The organism is Terrabacter sp. MAHUQ-38, assembly GCF_014518425.1.
Lineage (GTDB): Bacteria > Actinomycetota > Actinomycetes > Actinomycetales > Dermatophilaceae > Terrabacter.
This window is the reverse complement of record NZ_JACVCU010000004.1, coordinates 560,491-577,871: the sequence shown is the minus strand read 5'-3', so window position 1 is coordinate 577,871 and position 17,381 is coordinate 560,491. Positions and strand designations below refer to the sequence as shown.

The following is a 17,381-nucleotide window of genomic DNA, read 5'->3' as shown; positions in this document are numbered from 1 at the left end:
AGGTGACACGTCATCCCAACTTACAGGCCATCCCGCTTCGCCCGCGCATTGCTGATGACCTCCGGGTCGTCGGACGACAGGGGCTTGTCGGCCCAGACGTGGTAGTCGAGCGTCGACTTCGGGCTCGGGGCGGCGCCGGAGCGCTCGAGCAGGTAGGACATCACCTGGTTGAAGACCGGACCGGCGAGGGCGCCACCGAACATGCCGGCGCTCGGCTTCTGGATGAAGACGGCGACGACGTACTTCGGCGCCTCGGCGGGGGCGAAGCCGATGAACGAGGCGGTGAAGCCGTTGTAGCGGCCGAGCTTCTCGTCGTAGCGGTCGGCGGTGCCGGTCTTGCCTGCGACCCGGTAGCCCTTGATCCGGGCCGCGCTGGCCGTGCCGTTCTCGCCGGTGACCTCCTCCATCATCCGCGAGAGCTTGACGGCCGTGTCCTGGCTGACGACCCGCGAGGGCTTCGTCGCGGGAGACGGGATGAAGGTGCCGCTCTCGTTGACCGTGCCCTCGACGAGCGAGGGCGGCACGCGGACACCCTTGTTCGCCACCGTCTGGAAGACGCTCGCCTGCTGGATGGCGGTGACGGCGTACCCCTGGCCGAAGAGCACGGTGTAACGGCGCGTCGAGACCCAGTCCTTGGCGCCGGCGAGCAGGCCCGCGGACTCACCCGGGAAGCCCACCGGCGTCTTGGTGCCAACCCCGAACTTGCGGTAGAACGCCTCCATGTCGGCCGGCGACACCCGCTCGCCGATGAGGATCGTGCCCATGTTGGAGGACTTCGCGAGCACGCCCGTCGCCGTCATGTTCTCGACGCCGTGCGGCTCGTGGTCCTTGAACGACGTGCCGGAGCGGGGGAGGCGTGGGGGGACGATGACGCCGGTGTCAGGCGTGATGACGCCCTTCTCCAGTGCGGCCGCCATCGTCATGAGCTTGCCGGTCGAACCCGGTTCGAACGCGTCGTTGAACGCGAAGTTGCCGAGGTTGGCCTTCTTCGCGTCGGCGAGGTCGTTGGGGTCGAAGCTGGGGTAGCTCGCGGCCGCCCGCACCTTGCCCGTCGCGACCTCGAGGACGACGGCCGTTCCGGACTCGGCGCCGACGGCGGTGACCTGCTTGGCAAGGGCGTTCTGCGCGTACCACTGGAGGTCGGCGTCGATGGTGAGCCGGACGTCGCGGCCGTTGACGACGGGCGTGTCGACCCGCTGCGACCCCGGGATGATGTAGCCGTCGCGGGCTCGCTCGGCCACGGTGACGCCGGGTGTGCCGGCGAGGGTCTTGTCGAGCATCTGCTCGATGCCGCCGGCGCCGCTCTGGTCGTCGGGGCGCACGAAACCGACGAGCTGGCCCAGGGCCATGGACGTGGGGTAGATGCGCTGCGCGGTGCGCTCACCCGTGATGCCGGGGATGCCGAGACCCCGGATCTCGCGGTAGACGGCGGGGTTGACCTCCTTCTTCACGACGACGTAGCGCGTCCCCGACCTGGTGAAGAGCTTCGTCAGTGCCGACGGCGTCATGTCGAGAAGGGGGGCGAGGTCGGCGGCGGCGCGGCTGACCCCGACCTTCTCGCGCACACCGTCGGCCTTCACGGTGTACTCCGGGATGATCGTCGGGTCGGCGGCGATGGTGAACCGATCGACCGAGTCCGCGAGCACCTGCCCCGTGGTGTCGAGGATCTGACCACGCATGGCCGGCGTGGTCGTCTTGACCGAGCGCTTGAACTGCGCCGCCTCCTGCGTCGCCGAGGCGTCGAACGCCTGGATGCGCAGCAGCTGGCCCGCGAAGATCGTGAAGACGAACAGGAGCGCGACGAACATGACCCGCGCGCGGCGGCGCGGGTTGGCCCGGGAGATCTTGAGCGGCCGGCGCGGCCCACGGGGTCCCCGCGGGCCACCGCTGCGCCGGGGTGCGGCGGCCCGCTTCGGCGCGGGCCCACGTCCGCGGCCCGGCGGAGACTGGCGTGGAGACTGGCGTGTGGTCTGGCGTGGCGACTGTCGCTGGGACGTGCGCGCGGAGGTCTCGGCCGACCGCCGGGAGCGCTCGGCAGGGCCCCGACCGTTGCTCCCGGGAGCGCCACGGCCGGTGCTGCGCGCCGCGTTGGGACGCCCTGCGCCCGTGCGCGCCGGTCCCGCGCCACGACCGGCTGCCGAACCGCCGGCAGCCGCGGCGCGTCCCGACGACCCGGCTCGCGTGCCGGTGCCGGGCTTGGCCGCCCCCTGGCGGGCCTGTCGGGGCTGTCCCTGCTGCGCCGCGCGCGCCTGGCCGCCCGGTGCCGAGCGGGCCTGTGTGGAGCGGGCCTGTGTGGAGCGTGCGGGCGCAGCGCCGCGACCGGCCCGTCCGGGGTCGGTGCCTCGGGTCTGCGTCACGGGTGCACCTCGTCGTCTGCTCGTCGTCTGCCGGTGGTCTGCTCGTCTACTCCGCCTGCCCGGTCGGCCCGCTCGGAGCCGTTCCGGTCGGCTGGCCGGTCGGCTGCTCCGTCGACGCGCCGGGCGTCGTGCCAAGTGTGGGCGTCGGAACCGTCCCGGCGGCGGCACCCGGCAGCGTCGGCGTGGCGGCCTGCTCGGGCTTGGCCTTCGCCGCCTTGTCGGCCGCCTGCGCCCCGGCGTTGGCGTCCGCCCCGGCGGCCTTGCTCGCCTTGGTCGCCGAGGCGAGGACCTTCTTGACCTTGGCGGTGACGGCGGGCGGCGTCGGGCTCGTGACGATGGGGAACGCGTTGTTCTTCGTCGCCGGCTCCGGGTCGCCGGAGACCGTCCCCTTTGCGAGGTCGATGTAGCCCCGCGTGTTCATCCGGACCATGCCGATCTCGGACGCGCTGCGGGCCAGGGCGCCGGTCGCCGACGCGCGGTCGATCTCCTCCTGGAGGTTGCTCGCCGTGTCGCTGAGGTGGGCCGACTCGCGCTGCAGGTCGCCGAGCGCGAGCGAACCCTGCGCGAGGGCGGTGTTGAGCAGCAGCAGGGCGATGAGGCCGGCGATGAGCAGCGCGATGCAGATCGTCGCGAAGGCGCCGTTGCCGGTGTGCGTGATCCGCGCCGGGATGACACGCAGCGGCGTGGGGGCGGGGCCCCGTCGCGGTGCGCGCAGCGGCCGGGCCGTGGCGGTCATCTGGCTCATCGGGTCGGTCCCTTCCTGGTCCTGCTGGCTGAGGTGTGCGTGGAGGTGTCGCGCACGCGCTCTGCGACGCGAAGTCGGGCCGAGGCGGCCCGTGGGTTCGTGGTGACCTCGTCGTCGCTGGGCGCCTCGGCGCCTCGCGTGACGAGGGAGAGGTATGCCGCGTGCTCAGGGAGCTCGACTGGCAGACCCGGCGGGGTGCTCGAGGTCGCGCCTGCGGCGAAGGCGCGCTTCGTGGCACGGTCCTCGAGCGAGTGGTAGGACAGGACGGCGATGCGCCCGCCGACGGCGAGGACGTCGATCGCCTCGTCGATGGCCCGGCTCCACACGGCGAGCTCGTCGTTGACCTCGATGCGCAGGGCCTGGAAGGTCCGCTTGGCCGGGTGCCCGCTCTGACGTTGTGAGGCCATCGGGATGACCCGGCGGAGCAGCTCGACGAGACGACCTGAGGTCGTGAAGGGCTCGGTGGCGCGTTCCCGCACGACCGCCGCGGCGATCTTGCGGGCGAAGCGCTCCTCGCCGTAGTCGCGCAGGATCCGGGTCAGGTCCTCGGCGGAGTACGTGTTGAGGACGTCGGCGGCGGTCTGCCCCGTCGACTGGTCCATGCGCATGTCGAGCGGCGCGTCGACGCGGTAGGCGAATCCGCGGTCCGTCTCGTCGAGCTGGAGCGAGCTGACGCCGAGGTCGAAGAGGATTCCGTTCACGGCGGGCACGTCGAGGCCGGCGACGACGTCGGCGATCTCGTCGTAGACGGCGTGCACCGGCCGGAACCGGTCGCCGAACCGGGCCAGTCGCTCCTCGGACAGCGCGAGCGCCTCCCGGTCACGGTCGATGCCGACGACGATGCAGTCGGGGAAGCGTTCGAGGACCCCCTCGGCGTGGCCCCCCATGCCGAGGGTCCCGTCGACGTGCACCGCGCCTGGCCGCTCGAGGGCCGGCGCGAGCAGGTCGAGGATCCGGTCGCGCATGACGGGGACGTGTCGTCCCTGCGCCGGTCCTCGGTCGGTCATGGTGCGTCCTTCACGCTCGCGCTTGGTGCACATGTGCTTCATGTGACTGCTGGTGCTGATGTGACTGGTGGGGAGATAGGGCTCTGCTGTGCGGGGTGAACGTGGAGGTGTAGCCGCTCGGGCCGACCGGGTGGAGGAGGCCGGTCGGTGGTGACGTGCAGTCGAGACTGGTGGAGGTGGTCACCTGGGGGCTGGTCCCCATCCGCTGCCTCGCCCGGGACGGGGGAAGTCGTCCCGGGAGCGGAGCGGCTGGAGGCCGGCACTCAGGTGCTGTTTCGATCGGCTGCGACGGTGGCGGGCGGGTGGCGTCTCAGGTACTGGGGCTTTGCTGGCGGGTCCGGGGCTCAGAAGAGTCCGGGGATCACCTCCTCCGCCGTGTCGGCGAAGCTCTGCTCGGTCTGCTCCAGGTAGGCGTTCCAGACCGCGCTGTCCCACACCTCGAGGCGCGAGCCGGCGCCGATGACCGTGACCTCGCGGTCGAGGCCGGCGTACTGGCGCAGGTTGGCGGGGATGGTGAACCGGCCCTGCTTGTCGGGGATCTCGTCAGACGCGCCGGAGAGGAAGACGCGCATGTAGTCGCGGGCGGCCTTGCTCGTCGTCGGCGCCTGACGCATCTGGTCGGCCACCTTGACGAACTCGTCCATCGGGTAGATGAACAGGCTGCGCTCTTGGCCACGCGTGACGACGAGGCCGCCGGCCATGCGCTCGCGGTACTTCGCCGGCAGGAAGAGCCGGCCCTTCTCGTCGAGCCGGGGCGTGTGCGTCCCGAGAAACATGGTCCGCCACCTCCCCTTTGTCGACCCTGGGCGTCCCTTTTCCTACCTTGTTGCCCCACCGTACTCCACTTTGCTCCACCGTCAACGAACTTTCGCCGGAATTGACCCGGCGAGTCGCGTGTTTCCGCAGGTCAGGTGGGGTGGAGCGAAGTGGAGCGTGCGCGCGGCCCAGCACCGTCACGGTCCCGACAGGACCCCGGCCGCGTGGGCCAACGCCTACCCCGCGGCCCCGTCAGCGCCATCGGTTCGTGCTCAGCGCCGAGCTGGTCAGCCGCGGAAACGAACCGAACGGCTCCCCCGGGCGTTCGCGGTGGAGGAAAGTGGAAGGCAGCACCACGGCTCCGCGGCGCCAGGTCTCCATCCGGTCACGACCGGAGCAGGCCTATCGGCACCCGGCGTCCATGGGAGAAGATCAGCTGACGGGTCGCGCACCCGCCACGAGCAGGGCTGCGCCACGACATGGGGACGACCAGCGGAGGACAGTGTGACGACGACGGAGACCGGGCTCGAGACCACGGCAGCACCCGGGCTGGCCGACCTCGACCTCATCCACGGGGTGGCGGACCGGCTCATGGGGGCGATGACCAGTGTCATCGAGGGCAAGCCGGATGTCGTCCGCACGACCGTGACCGTGCTCTTCGCGGGAGGCCACCTGCTCATCGAGGACGTGCCGGGTGTCGGCAAGACGATGCTGGCCAAGGCGCTCGCCCGGTCGATCGACGCGACCGTCCGGCGCATCCAGTTCACGCCCGACCTGCTGCCCAGCGACGTGACGGGCGTCAGCATCTTCAACCAGGACGCTCGACGGTTCGAGTTCCGACCCGGTGCGATCTTCGCCAACGTCGTCGTCGGAGACGAGATCAACCGTGCCTCGCCCAAGACGCAGTCCGCCCTCCTCGAGTCCATGGAGGAGCGCCAGGTCACGGTCGACGGCACGACGTACACCCTGCAGGCGCCGTTCATCGTCATGGCGACGCAGAACCCCATCGAGATGGAGGGCACCTACCCCCTCCCCGAGGCCCAGCGCGACCGCTTCATGGCGCGGATCTCGATGGGCTACCCCGCGCCCAGTGCCGAGCTCGAGCTGCTCGAGTCGCACGGCGCACGCTCGCCCCTCGATGACCTCAACCCGGTGACCGACGCCGAGACGATCAACCGCGTCGTGCAGGCCGTGACCCGGGTCCACGCGAGCCCGGCCGTCCGTCAGTACATCGTCGACCTCGTGACCCGCACCCGCTCCACGACGGCGCTGCGCCTCGGCGCGTCGCCGCGTGCCGCGCTGCACCTGCTCCGGGCCTCCCGGGCGTTCGCCGCGCTCGAGGGCCGCGACCACGTCATCCCCGACGACGTCCAGGTGCTGGCCGGCTCGGTCCTTGCCCACCGCCTCATGCCCTCGAGCGAGACCCAGCTCGCCCGCCGCACCACCGCCGAAGTGGTCATCGACCTGCTGCGCCAGGTTCCGGTGCCACCGGCAGCCCGCTGAACGGAGGGGCCGTGCGCGCACTGCGCAGCGTCCTGACGACGAGGGGCCGGGCCTTCATGGGCTCGGGGATCACGCTCGCCCTCGCCGGGATCATCTTCGGCTTCCGGGACCTCACCCGCTTCGGGGTCCTGCTCGTCGCGCTTCCGGTCATCTCCAGCGTCCTCGTGCGCACCCGCAAGACGCGCATGCGCATCGAGCGGCACACGCACCCGGAGCGGATCAGCGTCGGGCAGGACGCTCACGTGACGCTGTCCTTCGAGAACGTCTCGACCAGCACGACGCCGATCTTCCTCGCCGAGGAGCGCCTCGACTACGTCCTCGGCGACCGACCGCGATTCGTCGTCGGCCGTATCCCGCCGGGGCGCGTGCGCGCCATCGACTACGCGGTGCGCTCGCACCTGCGCGGGCGCCACCACCTCGGCCCGCTCGGGGTGCAGGTCCAGGACCCGTTCGGCCTCGCCAACCGCAACGCGGTCCTCGAGGGCACGGCCGACCTCGTCGTGCTGCCCGCCGTCCACCCCCTCTCGTCCAACCGCCAGCCGAGCGCGGGCGTCGGGTCCGAGGGCGAGCAGGCGCACCTCATCGCCCTGCACGGCGAGGACGACGTGACGATCCGTGAGTACCGCGACGGCGACGACCTGCGCCGCATCCACTGGCCGGCCACCGCGCGCACCGGCGACCTCATGGTCCGCCAGGAGGACCGGCCCGCGCAGCGGCGCGCCGTCGTCATGATCGACCCGAGACCGTCCGCGCACGGCGGGGCCGGCGCCACGAGCTCCTTCGAGTGGGCCGTGACCGCCGCTGCGTCCGTGGCCGTCCACCTGTGCGAGTCGGGGTATGCCGTCCACCTCGTGTGCGCCGAGACCGTCGAGACGGCGCGGGCGGCCGACACGATGACCGTCGACGAGATCCTCGACGTGCTCGCCGTCGCGGCCATGCGAGACGACACCGGCGAGGACGAGATCCTCCGCGCCGCACAGGCTCTCGCCGCTGCCGGCGGGTTCCTCGTCGCGATCGCCGGCCCCCACGGCCGCGATGTCACCTCGCGCGTCGCGAGCCTGCGCCAGCCGGGCACGACCGGGCTGGCACTCGTCCTCGACGCACGCAGCTTCGGCCCCACCGACGCCGAGGAGGTCGAGCCGCACGTCGACACGTTGCGCCTGGCCGGGTGGCGCGCCGTCGCGGTCCGACGTGACGAGGACGTCGCCAACGCCTGGGCCGTCCTCACCGCCGCCACCGTGGGAGGCAGCCGATGACCCGCCGCCGCTGGAGGATCACCCTCCTCGCCGCCCTCGCGACGCTGAGTGCCGTCTACCCCATCACGAGCCTGTTCGTGCAGACGACGTGGCTTGGCGACGCGATGTTCACCATCGCGCTCGTCGCCGCCCTCGGCCTCGTGGCACGGGGACTCACGCGTTCGCGGACCCTCGTCGTCGGGGTCCAGGTGCTCGTCACCAGCTATGTCGTCCTCTTTCGTCACCTCGGCGACACGTTCAGCTACCTGCTGCCCACGCCGACCACGCTCGAGGAGGCCAACTCGCTCGGCCTTCAAGCCCTCGAGACGGTCCAGCGCTACTCGGCTCCGGCACCCCTCAACAGCGGCGTCACGTTCTGCCTCGTCGTGGCGATCGCACTCGTCGCGATCGCGGTGGATGCCATGGCCGCCACCTGGCGCAGTCCGGCCGCTGCGGGTCTGCCACTCCTCACGGCATACCTCATCACCGCGGCCAACGGCCAGTCGGCGCTGGCGCTGCGCTACTTCGTCGTGCCCGTGCTTCTGTGGCTCGTCATGCTGCACACGACCGCGCGGGCGCAGTTCGGTCGCTGGAGCACGGCGAACGCAGCCGACGAGAGCGAGATCGACGAGGCGGCGCACGACCGGGCTGCCCTGCGCTCGTTCACTGCCGGGGCGCTCAAGCTCGGCGCGCTGGGCGTCGTCTTCGCGGTCCTCGTGCCGGCGATCGTCCCGCACTTCCCGCCTCGCTACCTCACCGAGGGGCTCGGCCGAGCGAGCGGCGGGGGCGGCGAGGGCTCGGTCGGCTTCAACGACACGCTCGACCTGTCGCGCAGCCTCAACAACCAGGACCCGTCCCCCGTGCTCACCTACACGACGACCGCGTTCACGCGTGCGCCGCTGCGGGTGCTCGCGACCTCCTACTACTCGCGCGGCCAGTGGTCCACCGTGGGGACCAGCGGCAACCGCCCCGACAACCCCGCACCGCCTCCCCCGCCGTCCCAGCGCCGCGACTACGACATCACGGTCTCCAACAACACCCTCGCCGCACCGCGCATCGCTGCCCCGTATCCCGTCATCGCGGTCGCCATGGAGGGCACGCAGTGGGTCATCGACCCCGTCACCCGGGACGTGCGCGTCGACAGCCCCGTGAGCAGCTACCGCGTGACGTACGCGGACCTCGCCCCGCCGCCCCCGCAGCTGCGAGAGTCCGGCACGCCCGACTCCCCTGACATCACCGACGACGACCTCGCCATCCCGGACCGCTCGCGCGACCTCATCGAACGCTGGGCCGCCGAGGTCGTCAAGGACGCCGACAACCCGCTGGACAGGGCGATCGCGATCCAGAACCACCTGCGCGACACGAGCATCTACACGTACTCGCTCGACCTCGGCGAACCGTTGCGCGACACCGAGGGGCGCCTGCTCGAGCCCATCCAGAACTTCTACCAGACCCGGCGCGGCTACTGCGTGCAGTTCGCCACGGCGATGATCATGATGGCGCGCGCCCAGGGCATCCCCGCCCGCATGGCCATCGGCTACCTCCCGGGGCAGCCGTCGGAGGGCAACCAGTACGTTGTGCGCAACAGCGACGCCCACGCGTGGCCCGAGCTGTACTTCCAGGGGTACGGCTGGCTCCGCTTCGAGCCGACGCCGGGTGCCCGCTCCGGTACGCCTCCGCCGTATGCCGTGCTCGGCGCGGACTCCGGGTCCACCCGGGGTGGCCGCGACGTCGAGTCGACGACGTCGGGTAGGGGCTCCACCGCCTCCGCCACGACCTCGACCTCGTCGACCGCCGCGCCGGTCCAGCAGCAGCAGACCCTGATCGACGCCATCGGCTCCGCCTTCACGCTGCGCAACGTCGTGACGTTCGTCGCGGTCCTCCTCGGGCTGCTCGCGGCATTCGTCATGCCGATCACGGCGTGGTTGCTCCGCCTGCGCCGACGGCGCGCGGCCGTGACCCAGCAGGAGCTCATCGAGGCCGAGTGGATCGACCTGACCTCGCACCTCGGCGACCTGGGCCTCACCGCCCCGAAGGGCGTGACCCTGCGCCAGCTGCGCGAGCGCTACGTCACCGACGGGCACCTCGACGGGGACGACGCGACCACGATGCGTCGGGTGACCGCGACCCTGGAGAAGTCGCGTTACGACCGACCCGAACGCACGACGCCGCAGGAGGCCTTCCGCCTCCACCACGACATCCGATCGATCCGCCGGCAGATCGGGCGCACCCGGGCCTGGCAGACGCGTGTCCGATCCTTCTTCTGGCCCGAGGCCGGCGTGTCGTTCTGGCGCGCGGTGCCCGACCGGCTGTTCCCCCGCCGCCGCTGACCGGCGCCGCCGGCCGACGGGGTCCGACGGGGTCCGACCGGCTGCGGAGCGCAGACGCAGAAGGAGCCCACGACGACGTGTCGTGGGCTCCTTCTCGTGCGCCTGTCGCGATCTCAGTCGAGGTAGTCGCGCAGAACCTGGCTGCGGCTCGGGTGGCGCAGCTTGCTCATCGTCTTGCTCTCGATCTGGCGGATACGCTCGCGCGTCACGCCGTAGACCTTGCCGATCTCGTCGAGCGTCTTCGGCTGGCCGTCGGTCAGGCCGAACCTCATCGACACGACGCCGGCCTCGCGCTCGGAGAGCGTGTCGAGAACCGAGTGCAGCTGCTCCTGCAGGAGGGTGAAGCTCACCGCGTCGGCCGGGACGACGGCCTCGGAGTCCTCGATGAGGTCTCCGAACTCGCTGTCACCGTCCTCGCCGAGCGGCGTGTGCAGCGAGATCGGCTCACGGCCGTACTTCTGGACCTCGACGACCTTCTCGGGCGTCATGTCCAGCTCCTTGGCCAGCTCCTCCGGGGTGGGCTCGCGCCCGAGGTCCTGGAGCATCTGGCGCTGCACGCGGGCGAGCTTGTTGATGACCTCGACCATGTGGACCGGGATGCGGATCGTGCGTGCCTGGTCGGCCATGGCGCGGGTGATGGCCTGGCGGATCCACCACGTCGCGTACGTCGAGAACTTGTAGCCCTTGGTGTAGTCGAACTTCTCGACCGCACGGATGAGCCCGAGGTTGCCCTCCTGGATGAGGTCGAGGAAGAGCATGCCGCGACCGGTGTAGCGCTTCGCGAGTGAGACGACCAGTCGCAGGTTGGCCTCGAGCAGGTGGTTCTTGGCCTTCTTGCCGTCCTGGGCGATCCACCACAGCTCGCGCTTGAGCTTCATCTCGATCTTGTCGCCGGAGTTGAGCTTCTCCTCGGCGAACAGGCCGGCCTCGATGCGCTTGGCGAGCTCGACCTCCTGCTCGGCGTTGAGGAGGGCGACCTTGCCGATCTGCTTGAGGTAGTCCTTGACCGGGTCGGCCGTGGCGCCGGCGGTGACGACCTGCTGCGCCGGTGCGTCGTCCTCGTCGTCGTCACGGATGACGAAGCCCGACTCCTCGGTCTCGTCGGCCTTCGCGACGGCGGGAGCGGCGTCGTCGTCGGACTCGGCTGCGTCGTCGGGCGCGTCGACGTCGACCTCCACCTCAACGAGCTCGGCCTCCGGGGCGTCGTCGGGCTCCGCCTCGTCGAGCTCATCGTTCTCGTCACCGGCTGCGTCGCCCGTGTCGGCGGACTTGGCCGCGCCCTTCACGGCGGCCTTCTTGGTCGCGGCCTTCTTGGCCGTCTTGGCGGCAGGCTTGGCGGCGGCCTTGGCGACCCCCGCGTTGGTCGCCGCTTTTGTCGGCGCCTTGGCCGCGGCGGCCTTCGTCGCGCTCTTGGCGGCGGGCTTGGCGGCCGAAGCCGTCTCGTCGTCGGCGGTCGTCTTCTTGGCGGCGGTCTTCGTCGTCGCTGTCGTCGTCCGCGCTGCGGACTTCGTCGCGGCGGCAGTCGTGCTGCGTGCGGTGGCCACGGTGCCTCCCTTGGTCCCTGAACGGGTCTTCTTCGTCGTGCTGGAGTGCGGCGCGTCGACGACGATCTCGATGTCGTGGGCCTCGAGGGTCGTGAGGACCGGCTTCATCTGCTTGAGGTCGAGGTCAGCCTCGGCCTGGGCGCGCGCGATCTCCGTGCCGGTGATGGTGCCGCTGGTGCTGCCCTTGACCAGGAGTTGCATGATCGCCTCGTGCTGGAACACTTTCGGCAGGGTCTTCGGAGCTCCAGCGCTTGTTGCCTTGGGCACGGATGCAGTCGCCTTTCGTCGCGAGTCTCGTCAGATGGGCGCGCCGATTCCGGGCATGCATCATCACAACGAACGAGAATGGGGGTTGGTGCCGGAGGAGCTTGGCCAGTTGGAGTCGATCCCTGGTTCGATCTCTCGGTGCGCCTCGTGCGATCCGGTACTCGGACATTATAAAGCGGCGTGCGGCCTCCGGGCGAACGCACGCCCAACGCGCGCGCCGTGAGGGCCGCCTGAGGCCTGCGGCCCACGGCCGTCGCGCTGTCGTGGTGCTCCCGGCGGGCCGTCTCGGGAGGAGTCAGTCGCCCTTGACGGCGAGGACGGGGCAGCTCGCGTCGAGCAGGATCCGCTGGGCGTTGGAACCGAGGATGAGCTTGCCGACCGGGCTGCGGCGGCGCAGACCGATGACGATGAAGTCGGCCTTCTCCTCCTCGGCGACCGAGATGAGGTCCTCGGCCGGGTCGTTGCCACGGACGAGCTGGCGCACCTCGTGCTCCAGGCCCTTGTCCTCGAGCATCGACTGCACACGCTCGAGCTCGGTCTCGAACTGGCTGGCCTCGTTGGCGTCGAAGTCCTTGCCACCGCGGTGGGAGCTGATGACGACGAGCTTCGTGCCTCTCAGGACGCACTCATCGGCGGCTCTCTTGAGCGCCGCGCGCCCTTCCTTGGTGGCGACATAACCAACGACGATGGCCACTTTCCCGGACCTCCTTGGGACGGAAACAAGCAGTGCTCGCACCGTACCCGATATCAGCCCGCCCGGCGCGTCGCCGCCGAACCGCTGCCGCCCTCAGCGGGCGTCGCGGCCCAGTGCGTCGCGCGCCAGTGCGTCGCGGATGATGCGGCCGACCTGGTCCTCCTCGATGAGGAAGCCGTCGTGGCCGAACACCGAGGTGATGTGCTCGCGCGTGGAACGCGGAAGGGCCGCGTGCAGCTCGTCGGCCAGACGGGGCGGGTAGAGCCGGTCGGTGTCGACGGAGACGACGGTGCAGTCCGCCGTCACGCGGGCGAGCGCCGCTTCCAGCCCACCACGGTCGCGACCGACGTCGTGGGAGTTCATCGCCTCGGTCAGTACGACGTAGGAGTTGGCGTCGAAGCGCCGGGCGAGCTTGCCGGCGTGGTGGTCCAGGTAGGACTCGACGGCGAAGCGCCCGCGGTCGCCCGCACGCAGCGGGTCCTCGCCGAGCTGGGCGGCGCGGCCGAAGCGGTCGGCGAGCTCGGTCTCGGTGCGGTAGGTCACGTGCGCGATGCGCCGCGCCAGCCCCAGACCGGTCACGGGACGCCGGCCGGTGGCGTAGTAGTCCCCGCCCACGTAGTCGGGGTCGTGGCGGATGGCGAGCAGCTGCGGCTGACACCACGCGATCTGGTCGGCGGTGGCGTAGGCGGTCGAGGCGAGGACGATGCACCGGTCGACGGCGCCGGGATAGGAGACCCCCCACTCGATGGCGCGCATCCCGCCCATCGACCCGCCGACCACGGCGGCGAGGCGGTCGATGCCCAACCGGTCGAGCAGAGCTCGCTCAGCGGCGACCTGGTCACGGACCGTCACGTACGGGAAGCGGCTGCCCCACGGCTGGCCGTCAGGGGCGACGCTCGAGGGACCGGTGCTGCCCTGACAGCCGCCGAGGACGTTGGAGGCGATGACGAACCACCGCTCAGGGTCGACGGGGCTGTCCGGGCCGATGAGAGCGTTCCACCAGCCGGGCGACGCGTGCCCGTCGCCGGCCTCACCCACGACGTGGCTGTCGCCGGTCAGGGCGTGCTCGACGAGGATGACGTTGTCGCCGGACTCGTTGAGCCGACCCCACGTCTCATAGGCGATGCGGACGTCGGGCAGCACTCCCCCGCGCTCGAGCTCCAGGTCGCCGACGTCGACGAACTGCCGGTCGCCGACAGGGTCACCCTCGCGCCAGGCGCCGTCCGGTCGGACGGTGTCGTGGCCGGCAGGTGCCGCGGCCGTGCCGCCGTCGCCGACCTGGGTGCCCGCCGTAGCCAGGCGCGCGGGGCGCCGCGTGCTGTGCGTCCGGTGGGTGACTGTCATCGGCGTACTCCTCGGTGCTCGCGCTTGCTCACACCCGGGACGGGGCGCGGCCTGGTCTTCACCCGGGGCACCCCACCGCGAAGGAGGGTTGCCGACCAGCGAGCCGGGGCTTGCCACTGGTACTCATGACCTGCCCCAACCATACGCGAGGCGCTGACGCGGCACCGCTGGGCGGTCCACGACATGGACGCCGGCGACCCGACGACACCAGCACGTGAGTCGCCGACGCCGGCGCGCCGGACGCCCCCGCCCTCGCGGCGTCATCCGCCCGGAGACGCCGCTTCACCGCGGGGCCGCGTGAGAGCACCCTCGCGTGGGGTCACGCGCACCGACGGGGGCGTATGCCGTGGTCGAGCGAATCGCGGACCAGCTGGCTCAGGCGGTGGTCGGGCTCGAGTGCGAGCGCCCGTTCGGCGGCTATCCCGGCGCGGGCTCCGTCGCCGACCCACCACGCGAGCGAGGCAACCACCGACAGCAGCGGGGCCGCGTGGGCCGCGGGCGTGAGGCGGCAGACCTCTTCGAGACGGGCCAGCAGCAGGCGCGGGACTGCTGCCTCGTCCCAGTCGCCCCAGTCAAGACCGTCGCCGCCGTCCTCATCGGGGGCGCGGGAGTCGTCGTCGGCGTACTCGGTCTCCTTGTCGTCCCACGCGTCGTCCCACGCGTCGTCCCACGCGTCGTCACAGGACTCGTCCGAGGCGTCATCCCTGGCGTCGTCGCCACTCACGAGCCGTAGCACCCGGGCGAGGTCGGCGTCCGGCCCTGACGAGGGCACGGTCGGCAAGCCAGTCAGGGGCCGCGTGCCGGCCACAGGCACCCGCAGGTCAGGCCCCAGGAAGATCTCGAGCATCGCGACGAGCTCCACCGGGAACGAGTCGAGCGGCACCGACCCGGGGCAGAGCCATCCGACGATCGCGTCGCGGACCTGCAGGTCACGCAACGGTCCCACGATCGAGGGCAGCCAGTGCTCCATCCCGAACCCGACGATGTCGCCATGCAGCACGCCGCCCCAGGCGACGAGTGTGTCGTTGACGAGGAACTGCCGCGCAGAGGGGTCGCCGCCGTCGAGCAACGCCAGGGACCGGTCCTCCGGTCCCCCGGCCCCAGCCCCCGCAGCCGGCCACGCGTCCGACGTCACGCCCGACCCCGTGCCGGCGTCCTGACGTGGATCGCAGACGACACCCCCGGCAGCGGCGTACCGGCACTGCCAGTCCTCGATCGCGGCCAGGGTCAGGTCGTGGCGCGGCTCGGTGGGCGACAGCGGCTCGACGAGAGCCCCCAGCCCCTCACGGTCAGGCAGCACCGCGCGGCCCAGCGCCACGTAGCTCGCGACGGCAGGCACGTCAGCCTGCTCCGGCAGCAGCCGGCCCTCCTCGGGGCAGCAGTCGCACCCGACGGCATACCACCGGCCGTCACGGACGACGAGCTGCTCGCGCACGATAACGCGCGCCGCCTCGAACCCCGCCGCGAGCGCGTCGAGGAGAGGAAGCGCCTCGCCGACCTCGTCCTCGAAGCCCACGACAGCCACCGACGAGGGCGACCCGGTGACCAGGGTGGGGAGCGTCTGTGCGACGGCCTCCGCCGCGAGGTCCACGTCGACGATGTCCAGCCGGGCGACGAGCCCGAGCCGCTTGCCGTGGAAGCACACCACGACGACGCTCCGCACCGGCTGGAAGCCGAGGTGGAAGGGGATGATGGTCAGCAGCTCCGCTGGCCCGGACAGTGAGATCTTCGGCATGGGTCCGAGCCTCGCCCCGGCCACGAGCCTGCGACAGGGTGATGTGCGGCCTGTGGACCACGGCGTCGGCGCCGAAGGAGGTGTGGACCGACGCGGCGGAATGGGCGACGGAGTCAGCGCTCGAGACGCTTGCGCACCGTCTCCAGGACGTAGTCGGTCGCTGCCTGCCGCATCCCCTCGGGGAGCCGGATGCGCTCGGCGCGCTCGGGCCCGGACCATGCCGCCCCACCGCTCACGGCACCGCCTCGCGCGCCGGCGCGGGAAGCACCGCCCGTGACCCGGCTGACGCGCGTGGCCGGACGACCGGCCGCCGCGGCGCCCGTCACGTCACGGTCGCGCCGCAGTCCGTCGACGTCTGCACCGGCATGGCCGCCGCCAGGGTCCGCGCCGGGCCCCGAGACCACGGTCGAACCGCGCACCGTCGCCCGGGAGGCGGCTGACGACGTGCGTGCCGCACGACCCCGGCCCGCCGTGCGTCCCGCGCCCGCGGCGGCCCGGTGGATGCCCTGTCCGATCTCCCACCCGACGAAGCGGTCGGTCTCCTCGAAGAACGCCTTGATCGCCCACGAGATGACGACGGCATCGTCGGCGGCACCGAGTACCGGCAGGAGTGCCTCCGGCAGCAGGTCGACGGGTGAGGCGACGTAGACGACCGCCCCCGCGACGAGCGCCAACCGCTTCATCGTCGTGCCGGCGTACGTCCCGTCGATCGTCGAGCGCACGAGCCGCGGCACGGCGTGCACGCGCTCGGAGAGGCTCGGCGCGCCGGGGCGCGTCGAGGCGCGGATGACGGAGGCGATGGTGGCAGCCATCTTGATGCGGGACGCGGACTTCATGCCGGGCCCAACGAGCGGGCGCCGGGGCCGATTCCCCGCGGCGGACGGCGTTGCGAAACGGTGATCTGCGTGCTCCTCACGGACGTGGCGTACCCAGTCGTCGCGTTCGCGCGGCGCGCACCCGGTGGTCAGGGACCGAAGGTCTCGACGGGCGGGAACTCCTTGGCGGCCTGCTTGCCGATGCGGTTCAGCATGTAGACGTCGACGCCGGCGCCCACGAGGCCCCCGACGACCGGCACCGCTCGGCCGAGCTTCGCGAAGGTGCCCTGGCCGATGCGGCCGAGCAGCCGGAAGCCGACGGCCTTGTTCAGCACCATGAGCGCGGGCGCTGGGAGCCGGTTGAACGCGAGCGACGACAGCTTGCCGCCGGCGGCCTGCAGGCCGGCCTTCTTGAGCAGGTCGTCGCTGTCGGCGCCGACGAGCGTGAGCAGCACGGCCGAGCGGATCTCGGGCTGGTTGATGTCGTAACCGCGCACCTTCGCCGTGGCCGCCGTCATCCGTGTGGCGAGCAGGTAGAACTCGAGGACGTTGGCGGGCAAGGAGATCGGCATGGTGAAGAACCCGCCGAGGCCCGTCGCGAAACCACCGACCGCCCCGAGCTGGCGGTGGTCGCGCACGATGATCCGCAGCGCCTGCTCGCGGTCGCCGCGTGCGTGCTTGAGGGCGGTGGCGGCCACGTCGTGCGCGGAGTCGAAGGGGCCCTTGCCGTCGATGCCGACGTCGAGGAGGCGCTCGATGAGGCGGGTGGCCGCCCCTGACAGGCCGCCTCCTGAAGGGGCGGCGGCGCGTTGGAGGGCGCCCGCGTCCTTGGCCCGACGGACCGCGCCGGCTGCGGCGTCCGATGCCTCGACGGTCTCGTCCCTGCCCCACCCGAAGATGCCCACCGGCGCCACCCCTCGTCTCAAGTCCTCGTGCGAGCCCCTGTGTGCGGCGCCGCACCCGCAGAACGCCACCGTATGCCGGATGGGTGGCCTGTGGCATCCTCGCGCCCTCCCGATGTGGCCGCGGGTCGGGAACGGCCCAGTCGG

General features: G+C 71.7%; 13 protein-coding genes and 1 riboswitch. Of the genes, 3 read left to right on the top strand and 10 right to left on the bottom strand.

The window, feature by feature from the left end:
* Nucleotides 1–20: 20 nt before the first annotated feature.
* The 4 genes from H9I49_RS17725 to mraZ form a co-directional block, all read right to left on the bottom strand.
* Nucleotides 21–1,808, bottom strand: coding sequence for a penicillin-binding protein 2 (locus H9I49_RS17725; protein WP_188031687.1), 1,788 nt, complete (start codon nt 1,806–1,808; stop codon nt 21–23).
* A gap of 595 nt (nt 1,809–2,403) precedes the next feature.
* Complete coding sequence (locus H9I49_RS17720) at nt 2,404–3,102, bottom strand: hypothetical protein (RefSeq protein WP_188031686.1); 699 nt, start codon at nt 3,100–3,102, stop codon at nt 2,404–2,406.
* Nucleotides 3,099–4,109, bottom strand: coding sequence for a 16S rRNA (cytosine(1402)-N(4))-methyltransferase RsmH (gene rsmH / locus H9I49_RS17715; protein ID WP_188031685.1), 1,011 nt, complete (start codon nt 4,107–4,109; stop codon nt 3,099–3,101). Before rsmH ends, H9I49_RS17720 begins: the two co-directional genes overlap by 4 nt.
* 344 nt (nt 4,110–4,453) lie before the next feature.
* The gene (gene mraZ / locus H9I49_RS17710; RefSeq protein ID WP_188031684.1) at nt 4,454–4,885 is read right to left on the bottom strand and encodes a division/cell wall cluster transcriptional repressor MraZ; all 432 of its coding nucleotides are present in this window, start codon (nt 4,883–4,885) and stop codon (nt 4,454–4,456) included.
* Nucleotides 4,886–5,369: 484 nt separating this feature from the next.
* Between mraZ and H9I49_RS17705 the strand changes: the two genes are divergently transcribed.
* The 3 genes from H9I49_RS17705 to H9I49_RS17695 are packed head-to-tail and all read left to right on the top strand — an operon-like array spanning nt 5,370 to nt 9,933.
* The gene (locus tag H9I49_RS17705) at nt 5,370–6,368 is read left to right on the top strand and encodes a MoxR family ATPase (RefSeq protein ID WP_188031683.1); all 999 of its coding nucleotides are present in this window, start codon (nt 5,370–5,372) and stop codon (nt 6,366–6,368) included.
* Nucleotides 6,369–6,379: 11 nt separating this feature from the next.
* On the top strand, nt 6,380–7,624 hold the full coding sequence (locus H9I49_RS17700) for a DUF58 domain-containing protein (RefSeq protein ID WP_188031682.1): 1,245 nt from the start codon (nt 6,380–6,382) through the stop codon (nt 7,622–7,624).
* Entirely contained in the window at nt 7,621–9,933 is a 2,313-nt protein-coding gene (locus H9I49_RS17695; RefSeq protein WP_188031681.1) for a DUF3488 and transglutaminase-like domain-containing protein, read from the top strand. Before H9I49_RS17700 ends, H9I49_RS17695 begins: the two co-directional genes overlap by 4 nt.
* Before the next feature lie 113 nt (nt 9,934–10,046).
* Here the strand turns inward: H9I49_RS17695 and H9I49_RS17690 are convergent, their stop codons facing one another.
* From H9I49_RS17690 to H9I49_RS17665, 6 genes are all read right to left on the bottom strand, one after another.
* Nucleotides 10,047–11,678, bottom strand: a complete 1,632-nt coding sequence (locus H9I49_RS17690) for an RNA polymerase sigma factor (protein WP_188031791.1) — start codon at nt 11,676–11,678, stop codon at nt 10,047–10,049.
* 361 nt (nt 11,679–12,039) lie between these two features.
* Nucleotides 12,040–12,438, bottom strand: coding sequence for a universal stress protein (locus H9I49_RS17685; protein WP_188031680.1), 399 nt, complete (start codon nt 12,436–12,438; stop codon nt 12,040–12,042).
* A gap of 93 nt (nt 12,439–12,531) precedes the next feature.
* The gene (locus H9I49_RS17680) at nt 12,532–13,782 is read right to left on the bottom strand and encodes a homoserine O-acetyltransferase (protein ID WP_188031679.1); all 1,251 of its coding nucleotides are present in this window, start codon (nt 13,780–13,782) and stop codon (nt 12,532–12,534) included.
* 15 nt (nt 13,783–13,797) lie between these two features.
* Nucleotides 13,798–13,913, bottom strand: a riboswitch (SAM riboswitch).
* A 188-nt stretch (nt 13,914–14,101) separates the two neighbouring features.
* Nucleotides 14,102–15,517, bottom strand: a complete 1,416-nt coding sequence (locus tag H9I49_RS17675; RefSeq protein ID WP_188031678.1) for a DUF4192 domain-containing protein — start codon at nt 15,515–15,517, stop codon at nt 14,102–14,104.
* A 113-nt stretch (nt 15,518–15,630) separates the two neighbouring features.
* Complete coding sequence (locus H9I49_RS17670) at nt 15,631–16,353, bottom strand: YkvA family protein (RefSeq protein WP_188031677.1); 723 nt, start codon at nt 16,351–16,353, stop codon at nt 15,631–15,633.
* A 128-nt stretch (nt 16,354–16,481) separates the two neighbouring features.
* Complete coding sequence (locus tag H9I49_RS17665; RefSeq protein WP_370587628.1) at nt 16,482–17,237, bottom strand: EcsC family protein; 756 nt, start codon at nt 17,235–17,237, stop codon at nt 16,482–16,484.
* Nucleotides 17,238–17,381: the final 144 nt, after the last annotated feature.

What these genes read in the sequence shown, in the direction of transcription:
- H9I49_RS17720 (WP_188031686.1), bottom strand. Translation starts at nt 3,102, where the DNA reads ATGAGCCAGATGACCGCCACGGCCCGGCCGCTGCGCGCACCGCGACGG.
- rsmH (WP_188031685.1), bottom strand. Translation starts at nt 4,109, where the DNA reads ATGACCGACCGAGGACCGGCGCAGGGACGACACGTCCCCGTCATGCGC.
- H9I49_RS17675 (WP_188031678.1), bottom strand. Translation starts at nt 15,517, where the DNA reads ATGCCGAAGATCTCACTGTCCGGGCCAGCGGAGCTGCTGACCATCATC.
- mraZ (WP_188031684.1), bottom strand. Translation starts at nt 4,885, where the DNA reads ATGTTTCTCGGGACGCACACGCCCCGGCTCGACGAGAAGGGCCGGCTC.
- H9I49_RS17690 (WP_188031791.1), bottom strand. Translation starts at nt 11,678, where the DNA reads ATGCAACTCCTGGTCAAGGGCAGCACCAGCGGCACCATCACCGGCACG.
- H9I49_RS17725 (WP_188031687.1), bottom strand. Translation starts at nt 1,808, where the DNA reads ATGTTCGTCGCGCTCCTGTTCGTCTTCACGATCTTCGCGGGCCAGCTG.
- H9I49_RS17680 (WP_188031679.1), bottom strand. Translation starts at nt 13,782, where the DNA reads ATGACAGTCACCCACCGGACGCACAGCACGCGGCGCCCCGCGCGCCTG.
- H9I49_RS17670 (WP_188031677.1), bottom strand. Translation starts at nt 16,353, where the DNA reads ATGAAGTCCGCGTCCCGCATCAAGATGGCTGCCACCATCGCCTCCGTC.
- H9I49_RS17695 (WP_188031681.1), top strand. Translation starts at nt 7,621, where the DNA reads ATGACCCGCCGCCGCTGGAGGATCACCCTCCTCGCCGCCCTCGCGACG.